Annotated in this window: 21 protein-coding genes; 12 read left to right on the top strand and 9 right to left on the bottom strand. The window is 59.2% G+C overall.

From position 1 onward, the window contains the following. Positions 1-130 precede the first annotated feature (130 nt). Positions 131-970 (top strand): UTP--glucose-1-phosphate uridylyltransferase GalU, encoded by an 840-nt coding sequence (galU, locus tag KGA97_RS06130; RefSeq protein ID WP_008036893.1) that lies wholly within the window; start codon positions 131-133, stop codon positions 968-970. 131 nt (positions 971-1,101) lie between these two features. Further along, on the top strand, positions 1,102-2,460 hold the full coding sequence (gene gorA, locus KGA97_RS06125) for a glutathione-disulfide reductase (RefSeq protein ID WP_223480398.1): 1,359 nt from the start codon (positions 1,102-1,104) through the stop codon (positions 2,458-2,460). Here the strand turns inward: gorA and KGA97_RS06120 are convergent. Further along, positions 2,457-3,467, bottom strand: coding sequence for a DNA-binding protein (locus KGA97_RS06120; RefSeq protein ID WP_223480397.1), 1,011 nt, complete (start codon positions 3,465-3,467; stop codon positions 2,457-2,459). The genes gorA and KGA97_RS06120 overlap by 4 nt on opposite strands. Positions 3,468-3,645: 178 nt before the next feature. Here KGA97_RS06120 and KGA97_RS06115 point away from each other — a divergent pair, with 178 nt between their 5' ends. The 3 genes from KGA97_RS06115 to ahpF all read left to right on the top strand — a co-directional run bounded on the left by KGA97_RS06115 (position 3,646) and on the right by ahpF (position 6,980). Continuing rightward, positions 3,646-4,584 carry a site-specific integrase gene (locus tag KGA97_RS06115; RefSeq protein ID WP_223480396.1) on the top strand — a complete coding sequence of 313 codons (939 nt, stop codon included), beginning with the start codon at positions 3,646-3,648 and terminating at the stop codon, positions 4,582-4,584. A gap of 138 nt (positions 4,585-4,722) precedes the next feature. Next, entirely contained in the window at positions 4,723-5,286 is a 564-nt protein-coding gene (gene ahpC / locus KGA97_RS06110) for an alkyl hydroperoxide reductase subunit C (RefSeq protein ID WP_007975937.1), read from the top strand. Positions 5,287-5,414: 128 nt separating this feature from the next. Continuing rightward, the gene (gene ahpF, locus KGA97_RS06105; protein WP_223480395.1) at positions 5,415-6,980 is read left to right on the top strand and encodes an alkyl hydroperoxide reductase subunit F; all 1,566 of its coding nucleotides are present in this window, start codon (positions 5,415-5,417) and stop codon (positions 6,978-6,980) included. 176 nt (positions 6,981-7,156) lie between these two features. Here ahpF and gloA read toward each other — a convergent pair whose 3' ends face one another. Then, a complete protein-coding gene (gene gloA, locus KGA97_RS06100; RefSeq protein WP_223480394.1) occupies positions 7,157-7,678 on the bottom strand; it encodes a lactoylglutathione lyase in 522 nt (173 codons plus the stop codon). Positions 7,679-7,823: 145 nt separating this feature from the next. On the opposite strand from gloA, the gene KGA97_RS06095 reads away from it, so the two are divergent. Then, on the top strand, positions 7,824-8,348 hold the full coding sequence (locus KGA97_RS06095; RefSeq protein ID WP_223480393.1) for a DUF4946 domain-containing protein: 525 nt from the start codon (positions 7,824-7,826) through the stop codon (positions 8,346-8,348). 166 nt (positions 8,349-8,514) lie between these two features. Here KGA97_RS06095 and KGA97_RS06090 read toward each other — a convergent pair whose 3' ends face one another. The 3 genes from KGA97_RS06090 to KGA97_RS06080 form a co-directional block, all read right to left on the bottom strand. Continuing rightward, positions 8,515-8,880 (bottom strand): histone-like nucleoid-structuring protein, MvaT/MvaU family, encoded by a 366-nt coding sequence (locus tag KGA97_RS06090; RefSeq protein ID WP_008031084.1) that lies wholly within the window; start codon positions 8,878-8,880, stop codon positions 8,515-8,517. A 233-nt stretch (positions 8,881-9,113) separates the two neighbouring features. After that, positions 9,114-10,649 (bottom strand): EAL domain-containing protein, encoded by a 1,536-nt coding sequence (locus KGA97_RS06085; RefSeq protein ID WP_223480392.1) that lies wholly within the window; start codon positions 10,647-10,649, stop codon positions 9,114-9,116. A 115-nt stretch (positions 10,650-10,764) separates the two neighbouring features. Beyond that, positions 10,765-11,637 carry a LysR family transcriptional regulator gene (locus KGA97_RS06080; protein WP_223480391.1) on the bottom strand — a complete coding sequence of 291 codons (873 nt, stop codon included), beginning with the start codon at positions 11,635-11,637 and terminating at the stop codon, positions 10,765-10,767. A 78-nt stretch (positions 11,638-11,715) separates the two neighbouring features. On the opposite strand from KGA97_RS06080, the gene KGA97_RS06075 reads away from it, so the two are divergent. Continuing rightward, complete coding sequence (locus KGA97_RS06075) at positions 11,716-12,660, top strand: DMT family transporter (protein ID WP_223480390.1); 945 nt, start codon at positions 11,716-11,718, stop codon at positions 12,658-12,660. 252 nt (positions 12,661-12,912) lie between these two features. Next, positions 12,913-13,989: a 4-hydroxyphenylpyruvate dioxygenase gene (gene hppD / locus KGA97_RS06070; RefSeq protein ID WP_008031092.1), complete on the top strand. Its 1,077-nt coding sequence runs from the start codon at positions 12,913-12,915 to the stop codon at positions 13,987-13,989. An 83-nt stretch (positions 13,990-14,072) separates the two neighbouring features. On the opposite strand, the gene rarD is transcribed toward hppD, so the two are convergent. The 3 genes from rarD to KGA97_RS06055 form a co-directional block, all read right to left on the bottom strand. Further along, positions 14,073-14,960 (bottom strand): EamA family transporter RarD, encoded by an 888-nt coding sequence (gene rarD / locus KGA97_RS06065; protein WP_223480389.1) that lies wholly within the window; start codon positions 14,958-14,960, stop codon positions 14,073-14,075. Positions 14,961-15,160: 200 nt separating this feature from the next. Next, on the bottom strand, positions 15,161-16,174 hold the full coding sequence (locus KGA97_RS06060; RefSeq protein ID WP_223480388.1) for an aldo/keto reductase: 1,014 nt from the start codon (positions 16,172-16,174) through the stop codon (positions 15,161-15,163). A 191-nt stretch (positions 16,175-16,365) separates the two neighbouring features. After that, positions 16,366-17,676, bottom strand: coding sequence for an MFS transporter (locus KGA97_RS06055; protein WP_008031098.1), 1,311 nt, complete (start codon positions 17,674-17,676; stop codon positions 16,366-16,368). A 161-nt stretch (positions 17,677-17,837) separates the two neighbouring features. Here KGA97_RS06055 and KGA97_RS06050 point away from each other — a divergent pair, with 161 nt between their 5' ends. The 4 genes from KGA97_RS06050 (at position 17,838) to KGA97_RS06035 (ending at position 23,544) form a co-directional block, all read left to right on the top strand. Next, positions 17,838-18,959 carry a sugar diacid recognition domain-containing protein gene (locus KGA97_RS06050; RefSeq protein WP_008036866.1) on the top strand — a complete coding sequence of 374 codons (1,122 nt, stop codon included), beginning with the start codon at positions 17,838-17,840 and terminating at the stop codon, positions 18,957-18,959. Between the two features lie 241 nt (positions 18,960-19,200). Further along, a complete protein-coding gene (locus KGA97_RS06045) occupies positions 19,201-20,343 on the top strand; it encodes a glycerate kinase (RefSeq protein WP_223480387.1) in 1,143 nt (380 codons plus the stop codon). A gap of 346 nt (positions 20,344-20,689) precedes the next feature. Continuing rightward, entirely contained in the window at positions 20,690-22,315 is a 1,626-nt protein-coding gene (locus tag KGA97_RS06040; RefSeq protein WP_223480386.1) for a methyl-accepting chemotaxis protein, read from the top strand. Between the two features lie 41 nt (positions 22,316-22,356). Beyond that, positions 22,357-23,544 (top strand): pyridoxal phosphate-dependent aminotransferase, encoded by a 1,188-nt coding sequence (locus KGA97_RS06035; RefSeq protein ID WP_223480385.1) that lies wholly within the window; start codon positions 22,357-22,359, stop codon positions 23,542-23,544. 117 nt (positions 23,545-23,661) lie between these two features. On the opposite strand, the gene KGA97_RS06030 is transcribed toward KGA97_RS06035, so the two are convergent. Further along, complete coding sequence (locus KGA97_RS06030) at positions 23,662-24,639, bottom strand: NAD(P)-dependent oxidoreductase (RefSeq protein WP_223480420.1); 978 nt, start codon at positions 24,637-24,639, stop codon at positions 23,662-23,664. Positions 24,640-24,642 lie beyond the last annotated feature (3 nt).

Below are 24,642 nucleotides of genomic sequence, written 5' to 3'. Positions count from 1 at the left end.
TTCTGCGGAACTATCCGCAAGAATATTTCTCTATGTTGGCATCGGTTAGCCAGTGCGGGGCATTGTAAGGTGCACGCCGCCTGATTAGACTGCGCCGAAACTCGTACACACAGCCCTTTCAAGGACTTTTATGATCAAGAAATGCTTGTTCCCAGCAGCCGGTTACGGTACTCGCTTCCTGCCAGCGACTAAAGCCATGCCCAAAGAAATGCTGCCGGTGGTAAACAAGCCACTGATCCAGTACGGCGTCGAAGAAGCTCTGGATGCCGGTTTGACCGAAATCTCCATCGTTACCGGTCGTGGCAAGCGCGCCCTGGAAGACCACTTCGACATCAGCTACGAGCTGGAAAACCAGATCAAGGGCACCGACAAAGAGAAATACCTGGTCGGTATCCGCAAACTGCTCGACGAGTGCTCTTTCTCCTACACTCGCCAGACCGAAATGAAAGGCCTGGGTCATGCCATCCTGACCGGTCGTCCGCTGATCGGCGACGAACCTTTCGCCGTGGTGTTGGCGGATGACTTGTGCGTCAACCTCGACGGTGACGGCGTACTGACGCAGATGGTCAAGCTGTACAAACAGTACCGCTGCTCGATCATTGCGATCCAGGAAGTCGATCCGCAGGAAACCAACAAGTACGGTGTAATTGCCGGTGACCTGATCGGTGATGACCTCTACCGCGTTCGCAACATGGTCGAGAAACCAGCCCCTGAAGACGCACCGTCGAACCTGGCGATCATCGGTCGTTACATCCTGACCCCGGACATCTTCGACCTGATCAAGCAGACCGAGCCAGGCAAGGGCGGCGAGATCCAGATCACCGACGCCCTGATGAAGCAGGCGCAAAACGGTTGCGTCATTGCCTACAAATTCAAAGGCAAGCGTTTCGACTGCGGTGGCGCTGAAGGCTACATCGAAGCAACCAACTTCTGCTTCGAGAACTTCTACAAGACTGGCAAGGCTTACTGATAGCGTTTGACCTGCTTGTTTCTTAAAAGCCACCTTCGGGTGGCTTTTTCATTTTCCGGCCCCATATCGTTTGCAGCGCTTGCCCAACGGACGTCTGCGGGTATGCTGTTTGCCTGCCGAGGAGATTGAAAATGGCCTACGATTTTGACCTTTATGTGATTGGCGCCGGTTCCGGCGGTGTGCGAGCGGCGCGTTTTGCGGCCGGGTTTGGCGCGAAAGTGGCCGTGGCCGAGAGTCGTTATCTGGGCGGTACGTGCGTGAACGTCGGCTGCGTGCCGAAGAAGTTGCTGGTCTACGGTGCGCACTTCGCCGAAGACTTCGAGCAGTCTTCGGGCTTTGGCTGGACGCCGGGCGAAGCACAGTTTGATTGGGCAACGCTGATTGCCAACAAGGATCGCGAGATCAATCGCCTGAACGGTATCTATCGCAACCTGCTGGTCAACAGCGGTGTGACCTTGCATGAAGGCCACGCGAAGATCGTCGATCCTAATACGGTCGAGATTAATGGCGAGCGTTTTACTGCAAAGAACATCCTGATCGCCACGGGCGGCTGGCCGCAGATTCCGGAGATTCCGGGGCATGAACACGCGATCAGCTCCAACCAGGCATTCTTCCTCAAAGAGCTGCCAAAACGTGTGCTGGTTGTCGGTGGCGGTTACATCGCCGTTGAGTTCGCCGGTATTTTCCACGGCCTGGGCGCCGAAACCACGTTGCTGTATCGCGGGGATATGTTCCTGCGCGGTTTTGACGGCGCGGTGCGCAAGCACTTGCAGGAAGAACTGACCAAGCGTGGCATGAACCTGCAATTTAATGCCGACATCGAGCGCATTGAAAAGCTCGCTGACGGTAGCTTGAAGGCTACGCTCAAGGACGGTCGCGAACTGGAGGCGGATTGCGTGTTCTACGCCACTGGCCGGCGTCCGATGCTGGATAACCTGGGGCTGGAAAACACCGGGGTCAAACTCGACAAGAAAGGCTTCGTCGAGGTCGATGAGCAATACCAGACCGCCGAACCATCGATCCTCGCGCTGGGCGATGTGATCGGCCGGGTCCAGCTCACGCCGGTTGCGCTGGCTGAAGGCATGGCCGTTGCGCGTCGCTTGTTCAAACCTGAGCAGTATCGCCCGGTGGATTACAAGATGATCCCGACGGCCGTGTTCAGCTTGCCGAACATCGGCACAGTCGGCCTCACGGAAGAAGAGGCTCGCGAGGCCGGCCATGACGTGGTGATTTTCGAAAGCCGTTTCCGCCCGATGAAGCTGACCCTGACCGAATGTCAGGAGCGCACGCTGATGAAGCTCGTGGTGGACGGCAAAACCGACAAGGTGTTGGGTTGCCACATGGTCGGGCCGGATGCCGGCGAGATCGTGCAAGGTCTGGCGATTGCCTTGAAGGCGGGCGCTACCAAGCGCGACTTCGACGAAACCATCGGCGTGCACCCGACGGCTGCCGAAGAGTTCGTCACCATGCGTACACCGGTCGCGGGTTAATCGGCCTTGGCTGCGTCTGGCGCTGTCGCAATGACCGCTGCCAGGCGCACGCTTTCATCGAGGCTCGCCTGAGTCGTCAGTAATTCAATTTCCAGCGCTTTGTTTATCTGCGACTGCTCCTCGACGTTCTGCTTCAGCGACTGGCTCTCCAGCAGAGCTGCGCGCAGGCGTTCCTGGAGGAGGGTGCGTTCGCTGTCGATCCGGTTGACCTGTTCCAGCAGTTGATCCTGGCGGGTATGGGTGTGCTTGAGCTGTTCCTGCAACAGGCTCAGCTCGCGCAATGTGCCGCGGTTTTCGGTCAGCAGGCGTTCGTTGTCGCGGTGCAGTTGGGTGATTTCATCCTGGCGCACCAGGGCGCTTTGCTGGGTCTGGCGCAACTCCATCTGAATCTGCTGCACCTGGCCTTCATGGCGGCTTTGTTCCTGCTCGCGCTGCTCTTTGACGGCGTTGCGATAGTGCTCCAGTGCGTCACGGGCGTGCAGGTGCTTTTCCTCAAGGGAGCGGATCTGCTCGTCCTTGTCTTGCAAGCGCAACTCGAAATCAGCGAGTGCCTGATTCATTCCGGCGTTACGGGTTTGCTCGGTCTGCAGCATCGACAGGGTGTTTTGCAGGGTTTCGGACTCCTGCGTCAGTGCCAGGGTTTGAATCTCGTACTGTTGCTGCAATTCGCTGTTGGCTTCCTGGGCGTCTGTCAGTTGGCTTTCCAGGTCTTTTCGTTGCTGTTCGAACTGCGCGCGTGCCTGATCGATGGGCTCTTGTGCTTGTTCCTTGAGGCGTTGCGCAAGGCGCGAGACCAGCCCGGCCAGCTCGTCATCGATGGGTTCGGAGGAGGGCGCTACCGGCTCGGCGCCGTCATCCAGCTCCTTCAAGTACCGGTGAATAGTGGTTTTCGAGCCGGTGTTGCCCATTTCGATCCGTACTGCATCGATGCTGGGGTTTTCACCGCGAGCCAGAATTGCCAAGCGTGCCGCTTGCACCACTGCTTTGTTAACACCACCGCGTGCCATGAACTCTCCTACGATTTCGTACTGTGGTACATACCACTAAAGTACACAATGTACCACGCCAATAGGAAACATTAAATACGTTAAGTATTCACAAGGGATATACTGGTATTACCCAATGTGATGCGCTTTGGCGCGGCTTTTCAGCCAAGAAAACAGTACGCCTTCGAGAAGTAAGCCCATGAGCGATCTGGATCGTTACCTGCAAGCCGCCACGCGCGACAACACTCGCCGAAGCTACCGGGCGGCCATCGAACATTTCGAAGTCGATTGGGGCGGGTTTCTGCCGGCCACGGCTGACAGCGTTGCGCGTTATCTGGTGGCGTATGCGGGTGAGTTATCGATCAATACGTTAAAGCTGCGGTTGTCGGCGCTGGCGCAGTGGCACAACAGTCAGGGGTTTGCCGATCCGACCAAGGCGCCCGTGGTGCGCAAAGTCTTCAAAGGCATTCGTGCGCTGCACCCGGCACAGGAGAAGCAGGCTGAGCCATTGCAGCTTCAGCATCTGGAGCAAGTGGTGGTCTGGCTTGAGCAGGAGGCACAAGCCGCGAAATCAAAAGACGATCGACCGGCGCTGTTAAGAGCCCGGCGCGATAGGGCGCTGATCTTGCTGGGTTTCTGGCGCGGTTTCCGCAGCGACGAGTTATGCCGCCTCCAAATTGAACACGTACAGGCCAGTGCCGGTTCAGGCATCACCCTGTATCTGCCTCGCAGCAAGAGCGACCGCGAAAACCTTGGCAAGACTTACCAGACACCGGCGTTGCAGCGATTGTGTCCGGTGCAGGCATACATCGACTGGATGACCGAGGCCGCATTGGTGCGCGGGCCGGTGTTCCGTGGCATCGACCGCTGGGGCCATTTGAGCGAAGAGGGCTTGCACGCCAACAGCATCATCCCGTTATTGCGCCAGGCGCTGGAGCGCGCCGGCATTGCGGCCGAGCACTACACCAGCCATTCGTTGCGACGGGGTTTTGCCACGTGGGCCCATCAAAGCGGTTGGGATTTGAAATCGCTGATGAGTTACGTCGGCTGGAAGGATATGAAATCGGCCATGCGTTACGTAGAAGCCAGTCCGTTTCTGGGGATGACGCGGATTTCGGAAAAGCCGTTGGCGCCCTAGATACCTTTTCCTTCTATTAATACTGTCTGCTAATAGCGAAAACCAATCAGCAGCATGAGGTTTGCCAATGAGCCATCCGTCCGTCGAGTGGGTAGAGTTCACTCCATCAACTTCTTAACCCCTGACGGAGAGTCAACGATGCCTATCATCAACAGCCAAGTTAAACCATTCAAAGCTGACGCATTCAAAAACGGCGACTTCGTAAAAGTCTCGGACGCTGACCTGAAAGGCAAGTGGTCGGTTGTGTTCTTCTACCCAGCAGACTTCACCTTCGTTTGCCCGACTGAACTGGAAGACCTGGCTGACAACTACGACGCGTTCCAGAAACTGGGCGTCGAGATCTACAGCGTTTCCACTGACACCCATTTTGCCCACGCTGCCTGGCACAACACTTCGCCAGCCATCGGCAAAATCCAGTACACCATGATCGGCGACCCGACCCACGCTATCTCCCGCAACTTCGACGTACTGATCGAAGAAGCTGGTCTGGCTGACCGTGGCACCTTCGTGATCAACCCTGAAGGCCAGATCAAAATCGTTGAGCTGAACGATGGCGGCGTTGGCCGTGACGCTTCCGAGCTGCTGCGCAAAATCAAGGCTGCCCAGTACGTCGCTGCTCACCCAGGCCAGGTTTGCCCAGCCAAGTGGAAAGAAGGCGAGGCCACTCTGGCTCCGTCCCTGGACCTGGTCGGCAAGATCTAAGTCTGTGACACGCTTCAAAGGGCGGAACTCCGCACCTACTCAGTAAGCTGCACCGCCCAATAGAAAAGCCCGGGCGAGATTCGCTCGGGCTTTTTTTCGCCTCAAGAAAAGCAAAGGAAATCGCCCGTATGTTGGACGCCAATCTTAAAGCCCAGTTGAAATCGTACCTGGAACGGGTCACCCAGCCGATCGAGATCGTTGCATCCCTCGACGACGGTGCGAAATCCCGGGAAATGCTCGAACTGCTGAAAGACGTTGCCAGTCTTTCCAGCCAAATTACTTTGCTCGACAACGGTGACGACACGCGTAAACCATCGTTCTCGATCAATCGCCCCGGTGCCGACATAAGCCTGCGTTTCGCCGGCATCCCGATGGGCCACGAATTTACCTCGCTGGTGCTGGCCCTGCTGCAAGTCGGTGGCCACCCTTCGAAAGCCAGTGCGGAAGTGATCGAACAGATCCGCTCGCTCAAAGGCCAGTTCAGCTTCGAGACTTACTTCTCGCTGTCCTGCCAGAACTGCCCGGACGTCGTTCAAGCGCTGAACCTGATGGCCGTGCTCAACCCGAACATCCGTCACGTCGCTATCGACGGCGCGTTGTTCCAGGCCGAAGTCGATGATCGCAAGATCATGGCCGTGCCAAGCATTTACCTGAACGGCGAGATTTTCGGCCAGGGCCGCATGGGCCTGGAAGAAATCCTCGCCAAGATCGACACCAGCGGCGCCGAGCGTCAGGCCGAGAAAATCAGCGCCAAGGAAGCCTTTGACGTGCTGGTGGTCGGCGGTGGCCCGGCCGGTGCTTCGGCAGCGATCTACGCCGCCCGTAAAGGCATTCGCACCGGTGTGGCAGCTGAACGTTTTGGTGGGCAGGTGCTGGACACCATGGCCATCGAGAACTTCATCTCCGTGCAGGAGACCGAAGGGCCGAAACTGGCCAGCGCGCTCGAAGAGCACGTCAAGCAATACGACGTCGATATCATGAACCTGCAACGGGCCACCGCGCTGATCCCGGCGAAGAATCCCGGCGAGTTGCACGAGGTTCGCTTCGAAAGTGGCGCGACCCTCAAGACCAAGGCACTGATCCTCGCCACCGGCGCCCGCTGGCGTGAAATGGGTGTGCCGGGCGAGCAGGAATACAAAGCCAAAGGCGTGTGCTTCTGCCCGCACTGCGATGGTCCGCTGTTCAAAGGCAAGCGCGTAGCGGTGATCGGCGGCGGTAACTCCGGCGTTGAAGCGGCGATCGATCTGGCCGGTATTGTCAGCCAAGTCACGCTGCTGGAATTCGACAGCAAGCTGCGCGCCGATGCGGTGTTGCAACGCAAGTTGTTCAGCCTGCCCAACGTCGATGTCATCACCAGCGCACTGACCAGTGAAGTGAAGGGTGACGGCCAGAAGGTGACCGGGCTGGTCTACAAGGATCGCGATTCGGGTGAGTTCAACACGGTGAATCTTGAAGGTATCTTCGTGCAGATCGGTCTGCTGCCTAACACTGACTGGCTCAAAGGCACCATCGAGTTGTCGCCTCGCGGCGAGATCATCGTCGATGCCCGTGGTGAAACCTCGATGCCGGGCGTGTTCGCTGCCGGTGACGTGACGACCGTGCCGTACAAGCAGATCGTGATTGCAGTAGGCGAGGGCGCCAAGGCTTCCCTGAGTGCATTCGATCACTTGATCCGGACATCGGCCCCGGCATAAACCGGACGCTGAAAACACAAAACCCCATGAGTGATCATGGGGTTTTTTTATGCGCAGCAGATCCCTGTAGGAGCCGGCTTGCTGGCGATGGCGATTTCACTGTTACAACCATTGGGATGGCCGCCGCTTTGCGACGGATCGCCAGCAAGCCGGCTCCTACAGTAGGGCGGTGTGTTTCAGAGTGGCGCTGGCTGGATGATCTCGACCCAGTAAGCATCCGGGTCCTTGATGAATGCCAGGCTCTTCATGCGGCCGTCGTTCAGGCGCTTCTGGAAATCGCAGCCCAGCGCTTCGAAGCGTTCGCACGCAGCGACGATGTCCGGGACCGAGATGCAGATGTGGCCGAAACCGCGCGGGTCGGTGTTGCCGTTGTGGTAGGCGAAATCAGCATCGTTTTCGGTGCCGTGGTTGTGGGTCAGCTCAAGGATGCCGGGGATCGACTTCATCCATTGGGTGCGGGCTGCGGCATCGGCCGGGATCTGGTTCTTGTCGGCCAGCGCCAGGAAATACAGGCTGAACTCGGCTTCCGGGAAGTCGCGCTTTTCCACCAGCGAGAAACCGAGGACCCGCGTGTAGAAATCCAGGGACTTGGTGATGTCTTTGACCCGCAGCATTGTGTGGTTGAACACGAAGTTCTGCGTTGCGGTGTCAGGTTGGGCGGTGACGCCTGGGAAGGTGTTCAATTCGTGCAGGCTCATGGGCCCTCCGGAAAATAAGTGGGGCAAACGAATGGCGTCAATGATACGCAAGGGCGCAGGCATCACCAAACCCAAACCACCCGCTATTGCCTGACAGGCGGACGAGGCTCAGACTTTATCGCTCAATCCCTGAGTATTCATTGCAATGATCCGATCCTGTAAATCGCTGTTCGTTCTGATTTTCCTGTTGTCAGGCGTTACCTGTGCTCATGCGGATGCCCCGATCGTGACCTGGCCAGATGGCTGGGAAGTCGAAGCGACCCCGCCAGATCAGGCCACGCCTCAAGTGTCCCGGCAGCGCGCGGTGAAAAACGATCAGGGCGGTGCGCCGTTGATGGTCATGGAGTTGACCATGACGACAGTGGAAAGCGGTCATCAGGTCAATCTGCAAGGTGTGCTGCTGGAAATGCGCAAGTCCGTGCAGAAGGACTTCTTTCAGGGCGGCTATCAAAGCGTGTGCAACAAAATCCATCCGGCAACGTTGAGTCGTCTGGCGGCACTGGAAACTACCTGCACCATTACGCAGAACGGACGCCACGTGCTTTCGCAAACATTGGTCGCGGCGGTGGATGCCGATAAGGCTTATGTTCTTTCGTACGCAGGGCAGGCAGAGGCTTACAAGGCAAGCCAGGGTGAAATAGAGGCTGCTCGTAACAGCTTGAAACTTTAGATAACGGTTTGCACGGTCGTGCATTTCGCAATGTTTAGATACCCAAAGGGATTAAGCACAAAGTTAGTCGATATGTAGCGAATTGATCGATTTCAATCGTTGCATTTAACAGGTATCCATAAAAAAGCCCTGCTTGATGCAGGGCTTTTTTTGTCACCGCGAGTGCTTAGCCGCGAAGCCAGGAGTCAACGGTGGAAGCACCGTATTGTTCCTTCCAGGCTTTCAGGCCGCGGTGGTTGCCGCCCTTGGTTTCAATCAGTTCACCGGTGTGCGGATTCTGATAAACCTTGACCACGCGAGCGCGGCGGGTTTTCGGCGCGGCGGCCTGCTGCAGACCGGATTTTGCCGGGTTCGGATCGAGAATGGCGATGATGTCGCGCAAGCTCTTGCCGTAGGTTTTCATCAGCCCCTGGAGCTTTTCTTCGAATTCGATTTCTTTCTTGAGCCCGGCATCGTTCTTCAGGGATTCCAGCTGCTTGAGCTGCTCTTGAAGGGCCTTTTCAGCTGCACGAAATTCAGCGAGTCTGGACAATATCTTTACTCCAATAGTGTGTTTGGCTGATACCAACCGCAAACAAAGCTATAAGCCAAGAGCCTTGTAGCGACTCGGTGATAGTGGCTCACCTGCCAATTTATAGCAGGCATGAAAAATTGTAGTAGTTAATGAGCAAAGAGTAAATCCTGACTTTTTCTTCATGTAACGAGAGTAGTCTTTTGATTCAATTTGGTGCGCATCGCCGTTGTCTCGTCGCTTAATGCCATTAGTTAATGGTGACTTAATGCCTTAATGAAGTCTTCACCGGGCATCGGCCTGCCGAACAGATATCCTTGCAGAAAGTTCACGCCATGGGCGGTGAGGTAGTCACTTTGCTCTTCGGTTTCCACGCCTTCGGCGACGATGCCCAGATCGAGCTTGGCCGAGAGTTCGATGATGGTGTCCAGAATGTGCCGGGAGAGGGCGTCGGCGCCGATCAGGGCGACAAAGCTCTGGTCGATTTTCAGGAAGTCGACATTGAACTGGCGCAGATAACCCAGGCTTGAATGGCCGGTGCCGAAGTCATCGATGGCGATCATCACGCCCAGCGCGTGAAGTTGCTCGAACAACTGCAGCGTGATGGCGGTCGGCTCGATCAGTTCGCGCTCGGTCAGCTCCAGTACCAGGTGAATGGACCCCGGCGCAAAGTTGCCCAGAAATGTCCGGCAATCTTCGACCAGTTCCAGGTTCTTGCAGTGGCTGGCAGTGATGTTGATGCCCACGTGAAACGGGCTTTCGAATGAGGTCGACAAGGGCGCCAGCAATGCGGCGGTTTGCTGCATTAAAGAACGGGTCATGGACACGATAAGCCCGGAGTGCTCGGCGAACGGAATAAACAGATCGGGACGAACCAGCCCTTCCTTCGGGTGCTTCCAGCGCATCAGCACCTCGGTGCCTGACCATTTCTTGCTGTCGCCATGAACCACCGGCTGAAAGTAAGGAATGAACTCCGCCGCTTCCAGCGCACGCTGTAGCTCATGACTCGGCGATGAAGAGCGCTTCTGCAGAATGTGCCCGATGGAACCTGACACCACGCCGAAGAAGATCAACAAACTGAACAGCGGCGGATACTCGCTACTCATGTAGCGCCACGTTTCGCCTTCGGGAAATCCGGCTGTTACAGAGAACGCGTAGCGCGAGGAGCCGAGTCTGGTTTGCGCTACGGGCAAAGTGGGGAGGGGGTCTTGATGGAACTGGCCATCAGCAGTCAGCCAATGGGGGCCGACTTGCAGCATCAGTATTGTCGAGCGGCCGATCATGCGCAGTACGTTGCTCAAGTGATAACCGTCGAGTGTGCTCAGCGCGCCTTTTTTTCCTTCGCCGATGCGGTACACCAACACCGCGGAATCGGGCGTGACCAGATTGCCTTTCATCAGTTGCAATGTGCCGTTGCTGTAGTCGCCCACCTCGATTTTTTCGCGAAAGTCGCCGAACAAAGAACTGCAATAATTGGTGTCGTCCCACACCAGATTGGTCGAGCGCACAAACGGGCGGCGGGTGACTTGCTCGCGTAAGGCCAGATTGACGTCAATACAACTTTTCCCGGCCAGCGGCAGCAATTCGCGTGCGGCCTGCGCGGTGTTGTCGAGCATCAGTTCGAATTGGCGGATGGCTTCTTCGGCGGTCAGTCGGGTGCTTTGCTCAAGCGCGCGCTCAGCTTGCAGGTAAAGAATGGCGAACCCGAGCAACATCGGGAGCAAACCACTCAATACGGTGACAATAATCCGTCTGCCGCGTTGGCGGCGGGTTTTTACAGTCAGTGGCATTTGCGAAACCTGTAGCGATGAAATAGGGCTCTCAAATGCAGGCAGGACAACGGCACGCCTCCCCAAAAGAGTTCGGTCAGAGGCCATGATAGTTGGCCTTTGTGGCTTATGCCGCTCAACGGTAGGCCAGGCTTGTGGCCAGTTTGATAAAGGCCAGTGCCGCCGGTGAACTCTGGCGTTGGTCGAGCACAGCCAGGCCGACCTGGCGTGCGATCGCTGGCGATAGCGGTTTTTTCAGGTAGCGGTCGTCGTGATGCGTGGGCAGCGAGCCTTCGGCGACCACGGTCAAGGCATCGCCCCGGCCAACGGTATCCAGCGTGCTGAGCAGCTGCGAGCAGCGATAACGGATGTTAGGCGTCAACCGCGCGGCACTGAACAAACGGGACACCAGCTCCGAAGAACCGGCCTCGGTCAGCACGAAAGGGTCGTGACACAAATCGCCCAAGGTCAGGCTGGCGCGAGCCGCCAGCGGATGATGGGCGGGCAGCAACGCGACCATCTGGTCCTCGAACAACGCAAAGGTATCGAAGCGCTCTTCGGGCAACACCACGAAGCCGATGTCGATGCGTCGCTCTTCCAGCCACTGGATCACCTGGCGGTCGGGGCCTTCATCAATGTGCACCTCGATGCCGGGGTGAGCGGCGCGGTAGTGCTGCAGAATCGTCGGCAGCAACTTGATCGACGAGGTCGGGCCAAACGAGCCGATGCGCAATGTGCCGCGCTTCATGCCGCGGGCATCCGCTGCTTCCTGGCGCAAGGTGTTGGCCAACCCGAGCATTGCCCGGGCGCGCAACAGCAGCTGTTGGCCGATGTCACTGAGTTCGACCTGAGACTGATGCCGTCGCAGCAGCTCGACGCCCAGTTCCTGTTCCAGCGACTTGAGGGCGTGAGACACAGCAGATTGAGAAATGCCCAGACGATTGGCCGCCGCCGTAAAGCCGTGGAGTTCGGCAACGAGCGAGAAGATCTCCAGTTGAGTGAGGGTCATGAGCTTTTACTCATTTTACGATGATCGAATATTAGCGAAATGATACGCCATCGAATCGATCTGTCGTTCTGGAGACTTATGACTGCATATGAGCAAAGCCTGTCGGAGCCTTCCGATGTCGCGGTTTATTTCAAACTCGCGGCGGTCACCATGATTTGGGGCGGCACTTTCGTCGCGGGGCGGTTTCTGGCGGACAGCCTCAGCCCGTTGTTCGCTGCCAGCCTGCGTTTTTTGCTGGCCAGCGTGGCGCTGCTGCTGTTTCTGCTGCTCGCGCGCATTCCACTGGCCCGGCCGAGTCCTCGGCAATGGTTGCAACTGGCGTTGTTGGGCTTTTTCGGGATTTTTTTCTACAACCTGTGCTTCTTCTATGGCCTGCACTACATCAATGCCTCGCGGGCGTCATTGATCGTGGCGCTGAACCCGGCCGTGATCGGACTGGCCTCGTGGCTGCTGTTCAAGGAGCGTTTGAGTCGAGAGAAAGTCATCGGCATCGCGATCTGCATTGCCGGGGCAAGCCTGGTGATTGTCAGTCGTCATCCGCAGTTGCTGGCCGGTCAGGCGGATGCCTGGTTCGGCGATCTGTTGATTTTCGGCTGCGTGCTCGGTTGGGGCATTTACTCACTGTTCTCCAAGGATCTGAATCAAACCCTGGGGCCGGTGCAAACGGTGACGTATTCGATTTTGCTGGGCACGGTGATGCTCTGGGTGGCCAGTGCCGTCAGGGGCGAGGTGAGTGTCGTGGCACTGGTCAGCCTTGACCCGGCGCAATGGTTGAGCCTGATGTATCTGGGCGTGTTGGGCTCGGCGCTGGCGTATATTGGCTATTACGACGGCCTGCGCAAAATCGGTGCGACCCGTTCCGGGGTGTTCATCGCCTTGAATCCGCTGACCGCTGTCATCCTGGGTGCGTTGCTGCTCGGCGAGCAATTGACCCTGACGATGTGTCTGGGCGGAGGGCTGATTCTGGCGGGGATTTTCCTCTGCAACAAACCCCTTGCGCGAGCAGGGAAAAAGGGGATTTGATACAGAAGGCGGACAAATCTATTTACGCTGTGTAGAATCAGGTTACGCATATAAGAATAAATAGCTTCTGGCAGCAGAAGCCTCGCCCGTAATAGCCTTGGGTCGACAATGAAGAGTTTTGGGTTTCAATTGATCTACGGTGACTTCCTCGCGCGCAGCGTGCGGGGCATCTCCTGCGCGCCACCCGCCGGTCTCAGCATTGCCAGCAACTAACGATTCGTTAATTGACCAGAAAATGATGAGGCGCCGACCATGGCAGATTTATACGAAAACCCGATGGGCCTGATGGGCTTTGAATTCATTGAATTCGCATCGCCAACCCCGAACACGCTGGAGCCGATCTTCAAGATCATGGGCTTCACCAAAGTCGCGACCCACCGTTCCAAAGACGTGCACCTGTATCGCCAGGGCGCGATCAACCTGATCCTCAACAACGAACCCCACAGCGTCGCTTCGTACTTCGCGGCCGAGCACGGCCCGTCGGTGTGCGGCATGGCGTTCCGCGTCAAGGATTCGCAAAAGGCCTACAAGCGTGCACTGGAACTCGGCGCTCAGCCGATCCACATCGAAACCGGCCCGATGGAACTGCACCTGCCGGCGATCAAAGGCATCGGCGGCGCGCCGCTGTACCTGATCGACCGTTTCGGTGAAGGCAGCTCGATCTACGACATCGATTTCGTGTTCATCGAAGGCGTTGACCGCAACCCGGTCGGTGCCGGCCTGAAGATCATCGACCACCTGACTCACAACGTGTATCGCGGCCGCATGGCGTACTGGGCGAACTTCTACGAGAAGCTGTTCAACTTCCGTGAAATCCGCTACTTCGACATCAAGGGCGAATACACCGGCCTGACCTCCAAGGCGATGACCGCGCCGGACGGTATGATCCGCATTCCGTTGAACGAAGAGTCCTCCAAGGGCGCCGGGCAGATCGAAGAGTTCCTGATGCAGTTCAACGGCGAGGGCATCCAGCACGTGGCGTTCCTCAGCGACGATCTGATCAAGACCTGGGATCACCTGAAAAGCATCGGCATGCGCTTCATGACGGCGCCACCGGAAACCTATTACGAAATGCTTGAAGGCCGCTTGCCGAACCACGGCGAACCGGTTGATCAACTGCAAGCGCGGGGCATCCTGCTGGACGGTTCGTCCGAGTCGGGCGACAAGCGTCTGCTGTTGCAGATCTTCTCGGAAACCCTGATGGGCCCGGTGTTCTTCGAATTCATCCAGCGTAAAGGCGACGACGGGTTCGGCGAGGGCAACTTCAAGGCACTGTTCGAATCGATCGAGCGCGACCAGGTTCGTCGTGGTGTGCTCTCCACCGACTAAGCGCTTTAGATCCTTGTAGGAGCGAGGCTTGCCCGCGAAGCTTCTGGCGTTTTCGAAGACGCCTTCGCGAGCAAGCTTCGCTCCTACATGGAACCGCGTCTCTGTCGCATCATGTGCTTGAACCCTTCGAACATCAGCACCAGCACCGCCATCCAGATCGGAATGTAGGTCAGCCATTCCCCGGTCTTGATGCTTTCCCCGAGCAACAACGCAACGCCAAGCAACAGCACCGGCTCGACGTAGCTCAACAGCCCGAACAGGCTGAAGGGCAACAGCCGGCTGGCGATGATGTAGATCACCAGCGCCGACGCACTGATCACGCCGAGAAGCGGGATCAACAGTGACAGCCACGGATGCTGATCAAACACATTGAAACCTTGCTCGCCGGTCTGTACGAACCAGAAGGCCACCGGCAGCGTCAACGCCATGTCCAGCCACAAGCCGCCGAGGTTGTCCGTCGCCAGTCGCTTGCGCAGGATGAAATACGTTGGATAGCCGATGCATACCAGCAACGTCGCCCAGGAAAAACCACCGACCTGATACACCTCGTTGATCACACCGAGGCAGGCAAAAAACACGGCAATTTTCTGTAGATAGGAGAGGCGCTCACCGTAGGCGAGCCGTCCGGTCAGGACCATGGTCAGTGGCAACAGGAAATAGCCCAGCGACACATCAAGGCTGTAGCCGTTGAGCGGCGCCCACATGAACAGCCAGAGTTGCACGCCCAGCAGGGCCGAAGAGGCGATCAGGGCGGCAATCAGTTTCGGCTGGGCGATGGCTCGGCGAACGAGCTCGACCACACGCTTCCATTCGCTGGAGACCACCATGAACACGGTCATGCACGGCACTGTCAGCAGCATGCGCCAGCCAAAAATTTCCACACCGCTCAACGGGTTGAGCAGTGAGGTGTAGTAATACATGACGGCAAACAGCACGGAGGCCGAAACCGATAGAGCGATACCTTTAGACAAACTGTCCTCGCGAAGTTGAACGTGAAACGGGGTGCGGAGGATACGTGGTTTTTGTGCTGAATATTGTCCGGATGATCAATATTTGCAACACGGCAATACCCTGTGGGAGCGAGCCTGCTCGCGATGGTGTATCAGCCACATCGGTATCAACTGACAGATCATCGCGAGCAGGCTCGCTCCTACAGTGGTTATGTGTTTCTTCAGGTGTTACGGGGTTTACGGCCCGACACGAAATGGCTCACGTCATTGAACCCTGGCGTGGACGCATGCCCCGGTGTCACCAGCGAGTCGATAAACGCTTCATCCTGCGCCGTGATCTTCACCGCCTGCGCCTTAGTGTAGGCATCCCATTGCTCTTCGGTGCGCGGCCCGACAATGGCCGAGGTGACGGCGCTGTTGTTCAGCACCCAGGCAATCGCGAATTCGACGATACCGACGCCGCGATCTTGCGTGTATTGCTGGATCTGCTGGGCGATGCGCAGGGATTCGACGCGCCATTCGGTTTCCAGAATACGTTTGTCGGCGCGCCCGGCGCGGCTGTTGGCATCCGGTTTTACATCCGGCGCATATTTGCCGCTGAGCACGCCGCGCGCCAGCGGGCTGTAAGGCACAACGCCCAAACCGTAGTTCTGCGCGGCGGTGATCTGTTCGGTTTCGGCCTGACGATTGACGATGTTGTACAGCGGCTGGCTGATGACAGGGCGGTCGACACCCAGTTTGTCCGCCACGCGAATGACCTCGGCGATGCGCCAGCCGCGGTAGTTAGACAACCCCCAGTTGCGGATTTTGCCCTGGCGAATCAGGTCGCCGATGGCCGACACCGTCACTTCCAGCGGCGTGTTGTGGTCTTCGCGGTGCAGGTAATAGAGGTCGACGTAGTCGGTGCCCAGGCGCGTGAGGCTGGCATCGATGCCATTGAAAATGTGCTTGCGGCTCAGGCCGCTGCGGTTCGGCACACCGTCCACCGGGCCGAAACCGACTTTGGTGGCGAGCACCCATTCGTGGCGGTTGCCGGCGATCGCTTCGCCGACGATCTCTTCAGAGCGACCGTTGGTGTAGACGTCGGCGGTGTCGATGAAATTGATGCCCTGGTCCCAGGCCTTGTCGATGATCCGCAGGGAATCTTCGGTGCTGGTCTGTTCGCCGAACATCATGGTCCCCAGGGTCAGGGTGGACACCTGCAATCCCGAGTGACCCAGCGTGCGGTAGCTCATGACGAAATCCTTTTACCAGTGGGAAAGGCTCAATCAAATACCAGAACAACCGCATGGGGCAAACACAATTATTGCCCCCCCACAATCAAATGTGGGAGCGAGCCTGCTCGCGATTGCGGTTCAACATTCAACAGCTATGTTGACTGACACTCCGCTATCGCGAGCAGGCTCGCTCCCACAGGGGACAGGTGTCAGACGCGCAGGGTGCGGGTCATGCGCAACGCCAGCAGGCTGCCGCAGACAATCACGCCCGCCAGCAAGTACAACGCGGCATCGGTCGAGCCAGTAGTGTCCTTGACCCAACCGACCAGGTACGGGCTGAGGAAGCCGGCCATCTGGCCCATCGAGTTGATCAACGCCAGGCCACCGGCAGCCGCGCCGGCGCTCAGCAGTGCGGTCGGCACCGGCCAGAACATCGGCAGGCCGGTGAGGGCGCCCATGGTGGCGATCGTCAGGCCAAGGATGGCGATGGCAGGCGTGGTGGCGAAGTTCACGGCAATCAGCAGGCCCACTGCGCCCATCAACATGGGCACCACCAAATGCCAGCGACGTTCTTTGCGCAAGTCCGCCGAGCGGCCGACCATCAGCATGAACACGGCCGCCAGCAGGTACGGGATCGCACTCAGCCAGCCGATCACCAGGTTATCGTTGAAGCCCAGGTTCTTGATGATCGACGGCAGCCAGAAGTTGATCGCGTAGACCCCGCTCTGGATGCAGAAGTAAATCAAACCGAACGCCCAGATCGCCGGGTTCTTGAACACCGCCAGCAGCGAGTCGGTGGTGGTTTTCGGTTTGTTGGCCAGGTCTTCAGCGTGGTCGGCTTCCAGCACCGAGCGTTCGAACGGCGTGAGCCATTTGGCATTGGCGTAACTGTCGCTCAGCAGGAAGTAGGCGAGGGCACCGAGGATCACGGTCGGGATGCCTTGCAGCAGGAACATCCACTGCCAGCCGGCCAGGCCACCCTGGCCCGCAGCGAAGTGGTTGAGGATCCAGCCAGAGAACGGGCTGCCGAGCAGGCCGGACACCGGGATCGCCGACATGAACAGCGCCATGATGCGGCCACGGCGGAAGGTCGGGAACCACTGCGAGAGGTACAACACCACGCCCGGGAAGAACCCGGCTTCGGCCGCGCCGGTGAACAGGCGCAAGGTGTAGAACTCGGTCGGGGTGGTGACGAACAGCAGGCAAGTCGACAGCGTGCCCCAGGTGATCATCATCAGCGCGATCCAGCGGCGCGGGCCGAATTTGGTCAGCGCCAGGTTGCTCGGTACGCCGCACAGCACGTAGCCGATAAAGAAGATCCCGGCGCCGAGGCCGTACACGGTTTCACTGAATTTCAGCGCGTCGAGCATCTGCAGCTTGGCAAATCCAACGTTCACCCGGTCGAGGTAGTTGAACAGGTAGCAGATGAAGATGAAGGGGATCAAACGCAGGGTAATGCGTTTGTAGACGGCATTTTTTTCGTCAACGATGGCCTGGGTAGCGGCGGCGCTCTGTGACATGGCGGGCTCTCTCTTTATTATGATTTTTTGCGATGCAAAGGGTAACGTTGATCGCCCTGAGAGTCTCGACCACCCTCAGGGCTGCTGTCTTTGTGCCTGAGCACAGGGTTTGCAACCAAGCCCTGTGCGGGTGAACAACCGCGCTTTGAAGGACCACCACAATGTTCGAACTCGATCACGACCTGGCCCAGGACATCGTCGACCGGGCGATGGCCATCCTGCCTTACAACGTCAACGTCATGGACAGCCAGGGGTTGATTCTCGGCAGTGGTGAACCGGAGCGGGTCAACACCCGGCACGAAGGCGCGCAACTGGTGCTGGCCAACGGGCGGGTGGTGGAAATCGATGCTCAAACCGCTATCCACCTCAAGGGCGTACAACCAGGTATCAACCTGCCGCTGTTGCTCGATCAACGGCTGATTGGTGTGCTCGGCATCACCGGCGAACCCGAGCAATTGCGCACCTACGCCGAACTGGTGCGCATGACCGCCGAGATGCTGGTGGGCCAGCGCAATCAGCAGGCCGAGCAGCAATGGCGGCGCCAGCGTTGCGATGATTTGCTGGCGTTGCTGCTCAGCGAGGCAGGGGATTCGCCGCGCTTGATCGATGAGGCGCAACAGCTTGGGCTCAAACCGCAACTGACGCGGGTGCCGTATTTGTTCGAGCTGGGAATGGAGCACGGTCCGGGGCAAACCGTCGACGCACTCAGCGCCTGGCTGACCTCGCGCTACCCGGACAGTTGGTGCGTGAGTTCGGCCAAGTCGTCGTTGCTGTGGTGCCGGCCGGCCAACCAGGCGATCGAGAACGACCGCTTGCTGGAAAAGCTCGACGGCCTCGGCTGGAATATCTTGCGCATCGCCGTGGGCGGGCAGGCCGATGGCTTGTCGGGTTTGCGCCGTTGCTATCGGCGGGTCGGCGACTTGCTGGCCTATGGGCGCGATGTACTGCCGCATTCACGTCTGTTGACGCTGACCCGCTATCGATTGCCGGTGATGCTCTGGCGCCATCGCAACGATGATGCGCTGGACGAATTGCTCAAGCCCTTGCGCAAAGTCATCGCCAAGGACGGCAACGGCCAATTGCTGGCGACGTTGCGCAGTTGGTGCGATCACGACGGCCAGAGCCAGGCCTGCGCCGATGCGCTGGGCATTCACCGCAACAGCCTGCGTTACCGGATGGAACGGATTGCCGAGCTCAGCGGCGTCGACCCGTTGCGCCTCGATGGCATGCTGGCGCTGTACCTCGGCGTGCAGCTACTCCCACAAACCGACGCAAATCCATGACGTTGTGAACACGTCCTTGTAGGAGCCGGCTTGCCGGCGATGGCGTCCTCGAAATCGCCATCGCCGGCAAGCCGGGCTCCTACAGGTTTTTCGGCGTACTTGAGATTGCTTTCGCGAGCAGGCTCGCTCCCACAGGGTTTTGTGAAAATGAACAATAATCCTCCGTGCCACTTGTGCAGCGGACCGGCGTTATTGTTCAGGCCGGCTGGCAGCATGGGGGCATTGGAACTGGAGAATTCGCATGAAAATCGTCATCGCCCCCGATTCGTTCAAGGACAGCCTAAGCGCACAAGGCGTGGCCGATGCCATTGCCCTTGGTCTGGTTGAAGTCTGGCCCGATGCGCAACTGGTCAAATGCCCGATGGCCGATGGGGGCGAAGGCACGGTCGAGTCGATTCTGGCCGCCTGCGAAGGTCAACTCCGTCGCACTCGCGTCAAAGGGCCGCTGGGCACAACGGTCGACGCCGCGTGGGGCTGGTTGCCCCAGAGCCTCACCGCCATCATCGAGATGGCCGAGGCCAGCGGCCTGCAACTCGTTCCGCCGGGGCAACGCGATGCGTGCATCAGCAGCACCTTCGGCACCGGTGAGTTGATCCGCGCGGCACTCGACGCCGGGGCGCAACGGGTGATCCTGGCGATTGGCGGCAGCGCCACCAACGACGGCGGCGCGGGGGCGATGCAAGCGCTGGGCGTGAAACTGCTCGATGCACAAGGCCAAACCCTGGCGCCCGGCGGATTGGCACTGGCGCAACTGGCGCGCATCGATCTCAGTGACATCGATCCGCGTCTGACCGACGTGCGCTTCGACATCGCCGCCGACGTCAACAATCCACTGTGCGGCCCCCACGGCGCCTCTGCGATTTTCGGTCCGCAAAAAGGCGCAACGCCTGCGCAGGTCGAGCAGCTGGATCGCGCCCTCGGGCACTTCGCCGGGCTTTGCGCCCAGGTCCTCGGCAATGACGTGCGTGACGAGCCGGGCAGCGGCGCGGCGGGTGGCCTGGGGTTTGCCGCCAAGGCCTTCCTGGGCGCGCAGTTCAAGGCCGGGGTTGAAGTGGTCGCGGAATTGGTCGGTCTGGCCGATGCGGTCAAGGGCGCCGACCTGGTGATCACCGGCGAAGGCCGCTTCGATGCGCAAACCCTGCGCGGCAAGACACCGTTTGGTGTCGCACGCATCGCCGGGCAACACGGCGTACCGGTCATCGTCATCGCCGGCACCTTGGGCGAGGGTTATCAGGCCCTGTACGCGCATGGCATCGACGCCGCGTTTGCCTTGGCGAGCGGGCCGATGACCCTGGAGCAGGCGTGCACCGAGGCGCCACGGTTGTTGCGTGAGCGGGCGAGCGACATCGCCCGGGTCTGGCGTATCGCCAAACGCCAATCCTGAATACCCCACGGCCATTGTAGGAGCGAAGCTTGCTCGCGAAGAACGTGAGGGCAACGCGTTCATCCAGACAACCTGCGTCATCGTTGACGACCTTCGCGAGCAAGCTTCGCTCCTACAGGGGGACGCGGCGAACCAAAGATCAGTGTTTCACGGATGAAACACTCGTAATCCCTTGAAATATATTTCGCAAATCCCCGCAAAAATCCTCAACCCCAGCCGATACAGATATCAGGCGCACACAAACCTATTACAACAGTGGCGCCAGCCTGAGCGGTGCGCCTCAATGCCCGCCCGCCAGTGATCACGGCAAGGACGCTCGAAGACTCAATCACCCGAGTATCGTCCTATGTCCCTGCGTAATCTGAACATCGCGCCTCGAGCTTTCCTGGGTTTTGCCTTCATTGCCTTGCTGGTCATCGTGCTGGGTGTATTTGCCGTGAGCCGCATGACGACCATTCGCCAGGCATCGGTCGATATGGAGACGACGCAACTGCCCAGCATCGGGTTTTTGGGCAACATGACGGAAAACGTCCTGCGCATGCGCATCCTCTCGTTCCGGGTGTTGGTCAACCGCGAACCCGCCGCGTTGCAGGAAGCCCAGACTCGCATCGGCGTCCTCACCGACAAGCTGCGCAGCGCTCAGGCCAGCTACGCAGCCTTGCCCGCCCAGCCAGAAGAAGCCGCGCTGTACAAGACGTTCACCGCCACCCTCGACACCTACATGCAAGCGCAGAACCAGATGATGGAACTGTCGCGGCAGAACAAGCTGGATGAGATGCGCACCCTGATCAATACGCGGATCAAGGACGGCACCGACCAGATGGGCGAGCAGCTCAATAAACTGGTGGCACTCAACACCACCGATGCGAAGACCGCTTCGGCCGAAGCGGGCGAACACTACAGCAACGCCATCACCGGCATCGTGGTCGTTGCGGTGATCGCCGCACTGATGACCGTGTTGCTGGCCTGGCTGTTGACCCGCAGCATCGTCACCCCGCTGAACCGTGCATTGCAGGCTGCTGAAACCATCGCGGGCGGCAACCTGCGCAACGTCATCGAAGTCGATGGCAAAGATGAACCGGCCCGTTTGCTCGGCGCGTTGTCCGCGATGCAGGCCAGTTTGCGCAAAACCATCGAGCAGATCGCCGGTTCCGCCACGCAGTTGGGCGCCGCCGCCGAAGAGCTGAGCACGGTCACGCAAGAAGCGTCCCGCGGTCTGCAACAGCAAAACAATGAAATCGAACAAGCCGCCACCGCTGTCAACGAAATGACCGCCGCCGTGGAAGAAGTGGCGCGCAACGCCGTGTCGACTTCCGAAGCCTCGAACCAGTCGACCCAGGCTGCTCGTGAAGGTCGCGACCGCGTGGTGGAAACCGTTGATGCGATCCAGACCATGACCCACGACGTGCAGAACACCTCGCTGATGATCGAAGGCCTGGCCGCTCAGGGGCGGGACATCGGCAAGGTGCTGGACGTGATTCGCGCCATTGCCGAACAGACCAACCTGCTGGCACTGAACGCCGCGATTGAAGCGGCCCGTGCCGGTGAAGCCGGGCGTGGTTTTGCGGTGGTGGCGGACGAGGTGCGGGCGCTGGCGCATCGCACGGCGCAGTCGACTCAGGAAATCGAGAAGATGGTGGCCGGCATCCAAAACGGTACGGGGGAGGCGGTGTCGTCGATGCAGCAAAGCAATCAGCGCACCCACAGCACCCTGGAAATGGCCCGAGCCGCCGGTGTCGCGCTGGAGCAGATCACCCAGTCGATCCATCTGATCAACGAACGCAACCTGGTAATTGCCAGCGCGTCCGAAGAGCAGGCGCAGGTGTCCCGTGAAGTCGACCGCAACCTGGTGAACATTCGCGACCTGGCGACCCAGTCCGCTGCCGGGGCCAACCAGACCAGCGCTGCCACCCACGAGCTGTCGCGCCTGGCCGTTGATTTGAATGCCATGGTGGCGCGTTTCGTGATTTGAGATAGGGTTGAGACTAGGAACACGCGCGATTGGAGAAATACATGCGCTATTCAGCCTTGACCCAACGAATTGCCGGAGACGGCGCTGCGGCCTGGCAGATTCATTACCGAGCATTGGAATTACGAGAGCAGGGCGTCGATGTGTTGCTGTTGTCGGTGGGCGATCCGGACTTCGATACGCCGCGTCCCATCGTCCAGGCATGCATTGACAGCCTGTTGGCTGGCGACACGCATTACTCGCAAGTGCGCGGCAGTCGCGGGCTACGCGACAGCATCGTCAGCCGTCACCGGCGTTGCAGCGGTCAGGAGGTCGATGCTGATCAGGTGATTGTGACGCCCGGCGCCCAGTGCGGGGTGTATTCGGTCGTGCAATGCCTGCTCGATCCGGGCGATGAAGTGATCGTCGCCGAACCGATGTACGTGACTTATGAAGGCGTGTTCGGTGCCTGCGGGGCGAAAGCGGTGCCGGTGGCGGTGCGTCCGGAGAACGGCTTTCGCGTTGATCCGGCGGATGTCGCGGCGCTGATCACGCCGAAAACCCGCGCGCTTTTGCTCAACAGTCCGAACAACCCTTCCGGTGCCAGTCTGTCGCTGAAGATCTGGCAGGAACTGGCATCGCTGTGCATTCGGCACAACCTGTGGCTGATCAGTGACGAGGTTTACAGCGATCTGTTGTACGAGGGCGAGCACATCAGCCCGGCCAGCCTGCCGGGCATGGCCGAGCGCACCGCGACGCTCAACAGCCTGTCCAAATCCCACGCCATGAGCGGCTGGCGGGTCGGTTGGGTGATCGGGCCCAAACCCTTGATTGACCATCTGGAACATCTGTCGTTGTGCATGCTGTTCGGCATTCCGGACTTTGTGCAGAAGGCGGCGCAAGTTGCGCTGGAGGGTGATCTGCCGGAAGTGGCGATGATGCGCGAAGAATACCGTCAACGCCGTGACCTGGTGTGCGCGAGCCTGAGTGCGTGCCCGGGGGTGCGGGCGGTTCGGCCGGATGGCGGGATGTTTGTGATGGTTGATGTGCGCCAGACCGGGTTGTCTGCTCAGCACTTCGCCGAGCGCCTGCTGGAGGGCTATGGCGTTTCGGTGCTGGCCGGTGAAGCGTTCGGGCCGAGCGCGGCGGGGCACATCCGGATCGGGTTGGTGGTGGATCAACGGAAACTGGCGGATGCGTGTCGGCGGATTGCGTTGTGTGCGGCGGATCTTTTGGAAGCGCGCCGGGCCTGACAGATTTGTGTTGGCAATGCCGGCCCCTTCGCGGGCAAGCCTCGCTCCTACAGGTGCTGCGTAATCCCGTAGGAGCGAGGCTTGCCCGCGAAGACTGACTTGCAGGCGCCGAATCTCTTAATCCTTCCACGCCCGCGTATTCACCAGATTCTTCGGCCGCTCACCCGCCAACGCTGCCAGCAGATTGTCCACCGCACACGTCGCCATCGCTTCGCGCGTTTCATGGGTCGCCGAGCCAATGTGCGGCGTCGCCACCACGTTGTTCAGTTGCAACAGCGGCGAGTCCGGGTTCAGCGGTTCGCGTTCGAACACATCCAGCCCCGCTGCGCGAATCTGCCCGGAACGCAACGCTTCGATCAGCGCCGTTTCGTCCACCACTTTGCCCCGTGAAATGTTGATGAAGATCGTCTCTGGACGCATCAGCGCAAACTGTTCAGCACCGATCAGCCCCTCGGTTTCCACTGTCAGCGGCAATGTCAGGCAAACGAAATCGGCCTGCTGCAACAGCTCCGGCAGGCTGCGGTATTGCGCATTGAAGCGCTGTTCCACCGCCGGTTTCGGCGAGTGGCTGTGATAGATCACCGGCATGCCGAAACCGAAATGCCCGCGTTGGGCCAACGCTTCGCCGATCCGCCCCATGCCAATGATGCCCAGGGTTTTACCGTGCACATCGCTGCCGAAATGCACGGGGCCGATGTTGCGGTTCCACTGGCCGGCACGAACCATGTTCGCCAGTTCCACCACGCGCCGTGCCGTCGCGAGGATCAGCGCAAAACCGGTGTCGGCGGTGGTTTCGGTGAGCACGTCCGGGGTGTTGCTGAGCAGGATTCGCCGCTCGGTCAGGTAGTCGATGTCGTAGTTGTCGACGCCCACCGAAACGCTGGCGATGGCGCGCAGATTCGGCGCCAGGTCCAGCAGGCCCGTGTCCAGTTTCAGACTGGCACCGAGCAACCCGTGAGCGCGGGGCAGGGCCTCGCGCAGTTGCGCCAGGCCATCGGCGTCGAGGTTGTCGATCAGCGTCACGTCGGTCTGCTCATGCAGGCGAGCCATCAGCAACGGTGAGAGTTTCTTGTACAGCACGACCTGCTTTTTCATCGT

This window comes from Pseudomonas sp. BF-B-15 (assembly GCF_019946675.1).
GTDB lineage: Bacteria > Pseudomonadota > Gammaproteobacteria > Pseudomonadales > Pseudomonadaceae > Aquipseudomonas > Aquipseudomonas migulae.
The sequence above is the reverse complement of the archived record's forward strand: the minus strand, read 5'-3'. Positions and strand labels throughout refer to the sequence as shown.

What these genes read in the sequence shown, in the direction of transcription:
- gorA (WP_223480398.1), top strand. Translation starts at nt 1,102, where the DNA reads ATGGCCTACGATTTTGACCTTTATGTGATTGGCGCCGGTTCCGGCGGT.
- KGA97_RS06060 (WP_223480388.1), bottom strand. Translation starts at nt 16,174, where the DNA reads ATGAGCTACCGCACGCTGGGTCACTCGGGATTGCAGGTGTCCACCCTG.
- KGA97_RS06080 (WP_223480391.1), bottom strand. Translation starts at nt 11,637, where the DNA reads ATGACCCTCACTCAACTGGAGATCTTCTCGCTCGTTGCCGAACTCCAC.
- hppD (WP_008031092.1), top strand. Translation starts at nt 12,913, where the DNA reads ATGGCAGATTTATACGAAAACCCGATGGGCCTGATGGGCTTTGAATTC.
- gloA (WP_223480394.1), bottom strand. Translation starts at nt 7,678, where the DNA reads ATGAGCCTGCACGAATTGAACACCTTCCCAGGCGTCACCGCCCAACCT.
- KGA97_RS06040 (WP_223480386.1), top strand. Translation starts at nt 20,690, where the DNA reads ATGTCCCTGCGTAATCTGAACATCGCGCCTCGAGCTTTCCTGGGTTTT.
- ahpC (WP_007975937.1), top strand. Translation starts at nt 4,723, where the DNA reads ATGCCTATCATCAACAGCCAAGTTAAACCATTCAAAGCTGACGCATTC.
- KGA97_RS06050 (WP_008036866.1), top strand. Translation starts at nt 17,838, where the DNA reads ATGTTCGAACTCGATCACGACCTGGCCCAGGACATCGTCGACCGGGCG.
- ahpF (WP_223480395.1), top strand. Translation starts at nt 5,415, where the DNA reads ATGTTGGACGCCAATCTTAAAGCCCAGTTGAAATCGTACCTGGAACGG.
- KGA97_RS06030 (WP_223480420.1), bottom strand. Translation starts at nt 24,639, where the DNA reads ATGAAAAAGCAGGTCGTGCTGTACAAGAAACTCTCACCGTTGCTGATG.
- KGA97_RS06075 (WP_223480390.1), top strand. Translation starts at nt 11,716, where the DNA reads ATGACTGCATATGAGCAAAGCCTGTCGGAGCCTTCCGATGTCGCGGTT.
- KGA97_RS06085 (WP_223480392.1), bottom strand. Translation starts at nt 10,649, where the DNA reads ATGCCACTGACTGTAAAAACCCGCCGCCAACGCGGCAGACGGATTATT.
- galU (WP_008036893.1), top strand. Translation starts at nt 131, where the DNA reads ATGATCAAGAAATGCTTGTTCCCAGCAGCCGGTTACGGTACTCGCTTC.
- KGA97_RS06095 (WP_223480393.1), top strand. Translation starts at nt 7,824, where the DNA reads ATGATCCGATCCTGTAAATCGCTGTTCGTTCTGATTTTCCTGTTGTCA.
- KGA97_RS06115 (WP_223480396.1), top strand. Translation starts at nt 3,646, where the DNA reads ATGAGCGATCTGGATCGTTACCTGCAAGCCGCCACGCGCGACAACACT.
- KGA97_RS06120 (WP_223480397.1), bottom strand. Translation starts at nt 3,467, where the DNA reads ATGGCACGCGGTGGTGTTAACAAAGCAGTGGTGCAAGCGGCACGCTTG.
- KGA97_RS06055 (WP_008031098.1), bottom strand. Translation starts at nt 17,676, where the DNA reads ATGTCACAGAGCGCCGCCGCTACCCAGGCCATCGTTGACGAAAAAAAT.
- KGA97_RS06045 (WP_223480387.1), top strand. Translation starts at nt 19,201, where the DNA reads ATGAAAATCGTCATCGCCCCCGATTCGTTCAAGGACAGCCTAAGCGCA.
- KGA97_RS06035 (WP_223480385.1), top strand. Translation starts at nt 22,357, where the DNA reads ATGCGCTATTCAGCCTTGACCCAACGAATTGCCGGAGACGGCGCTGCG.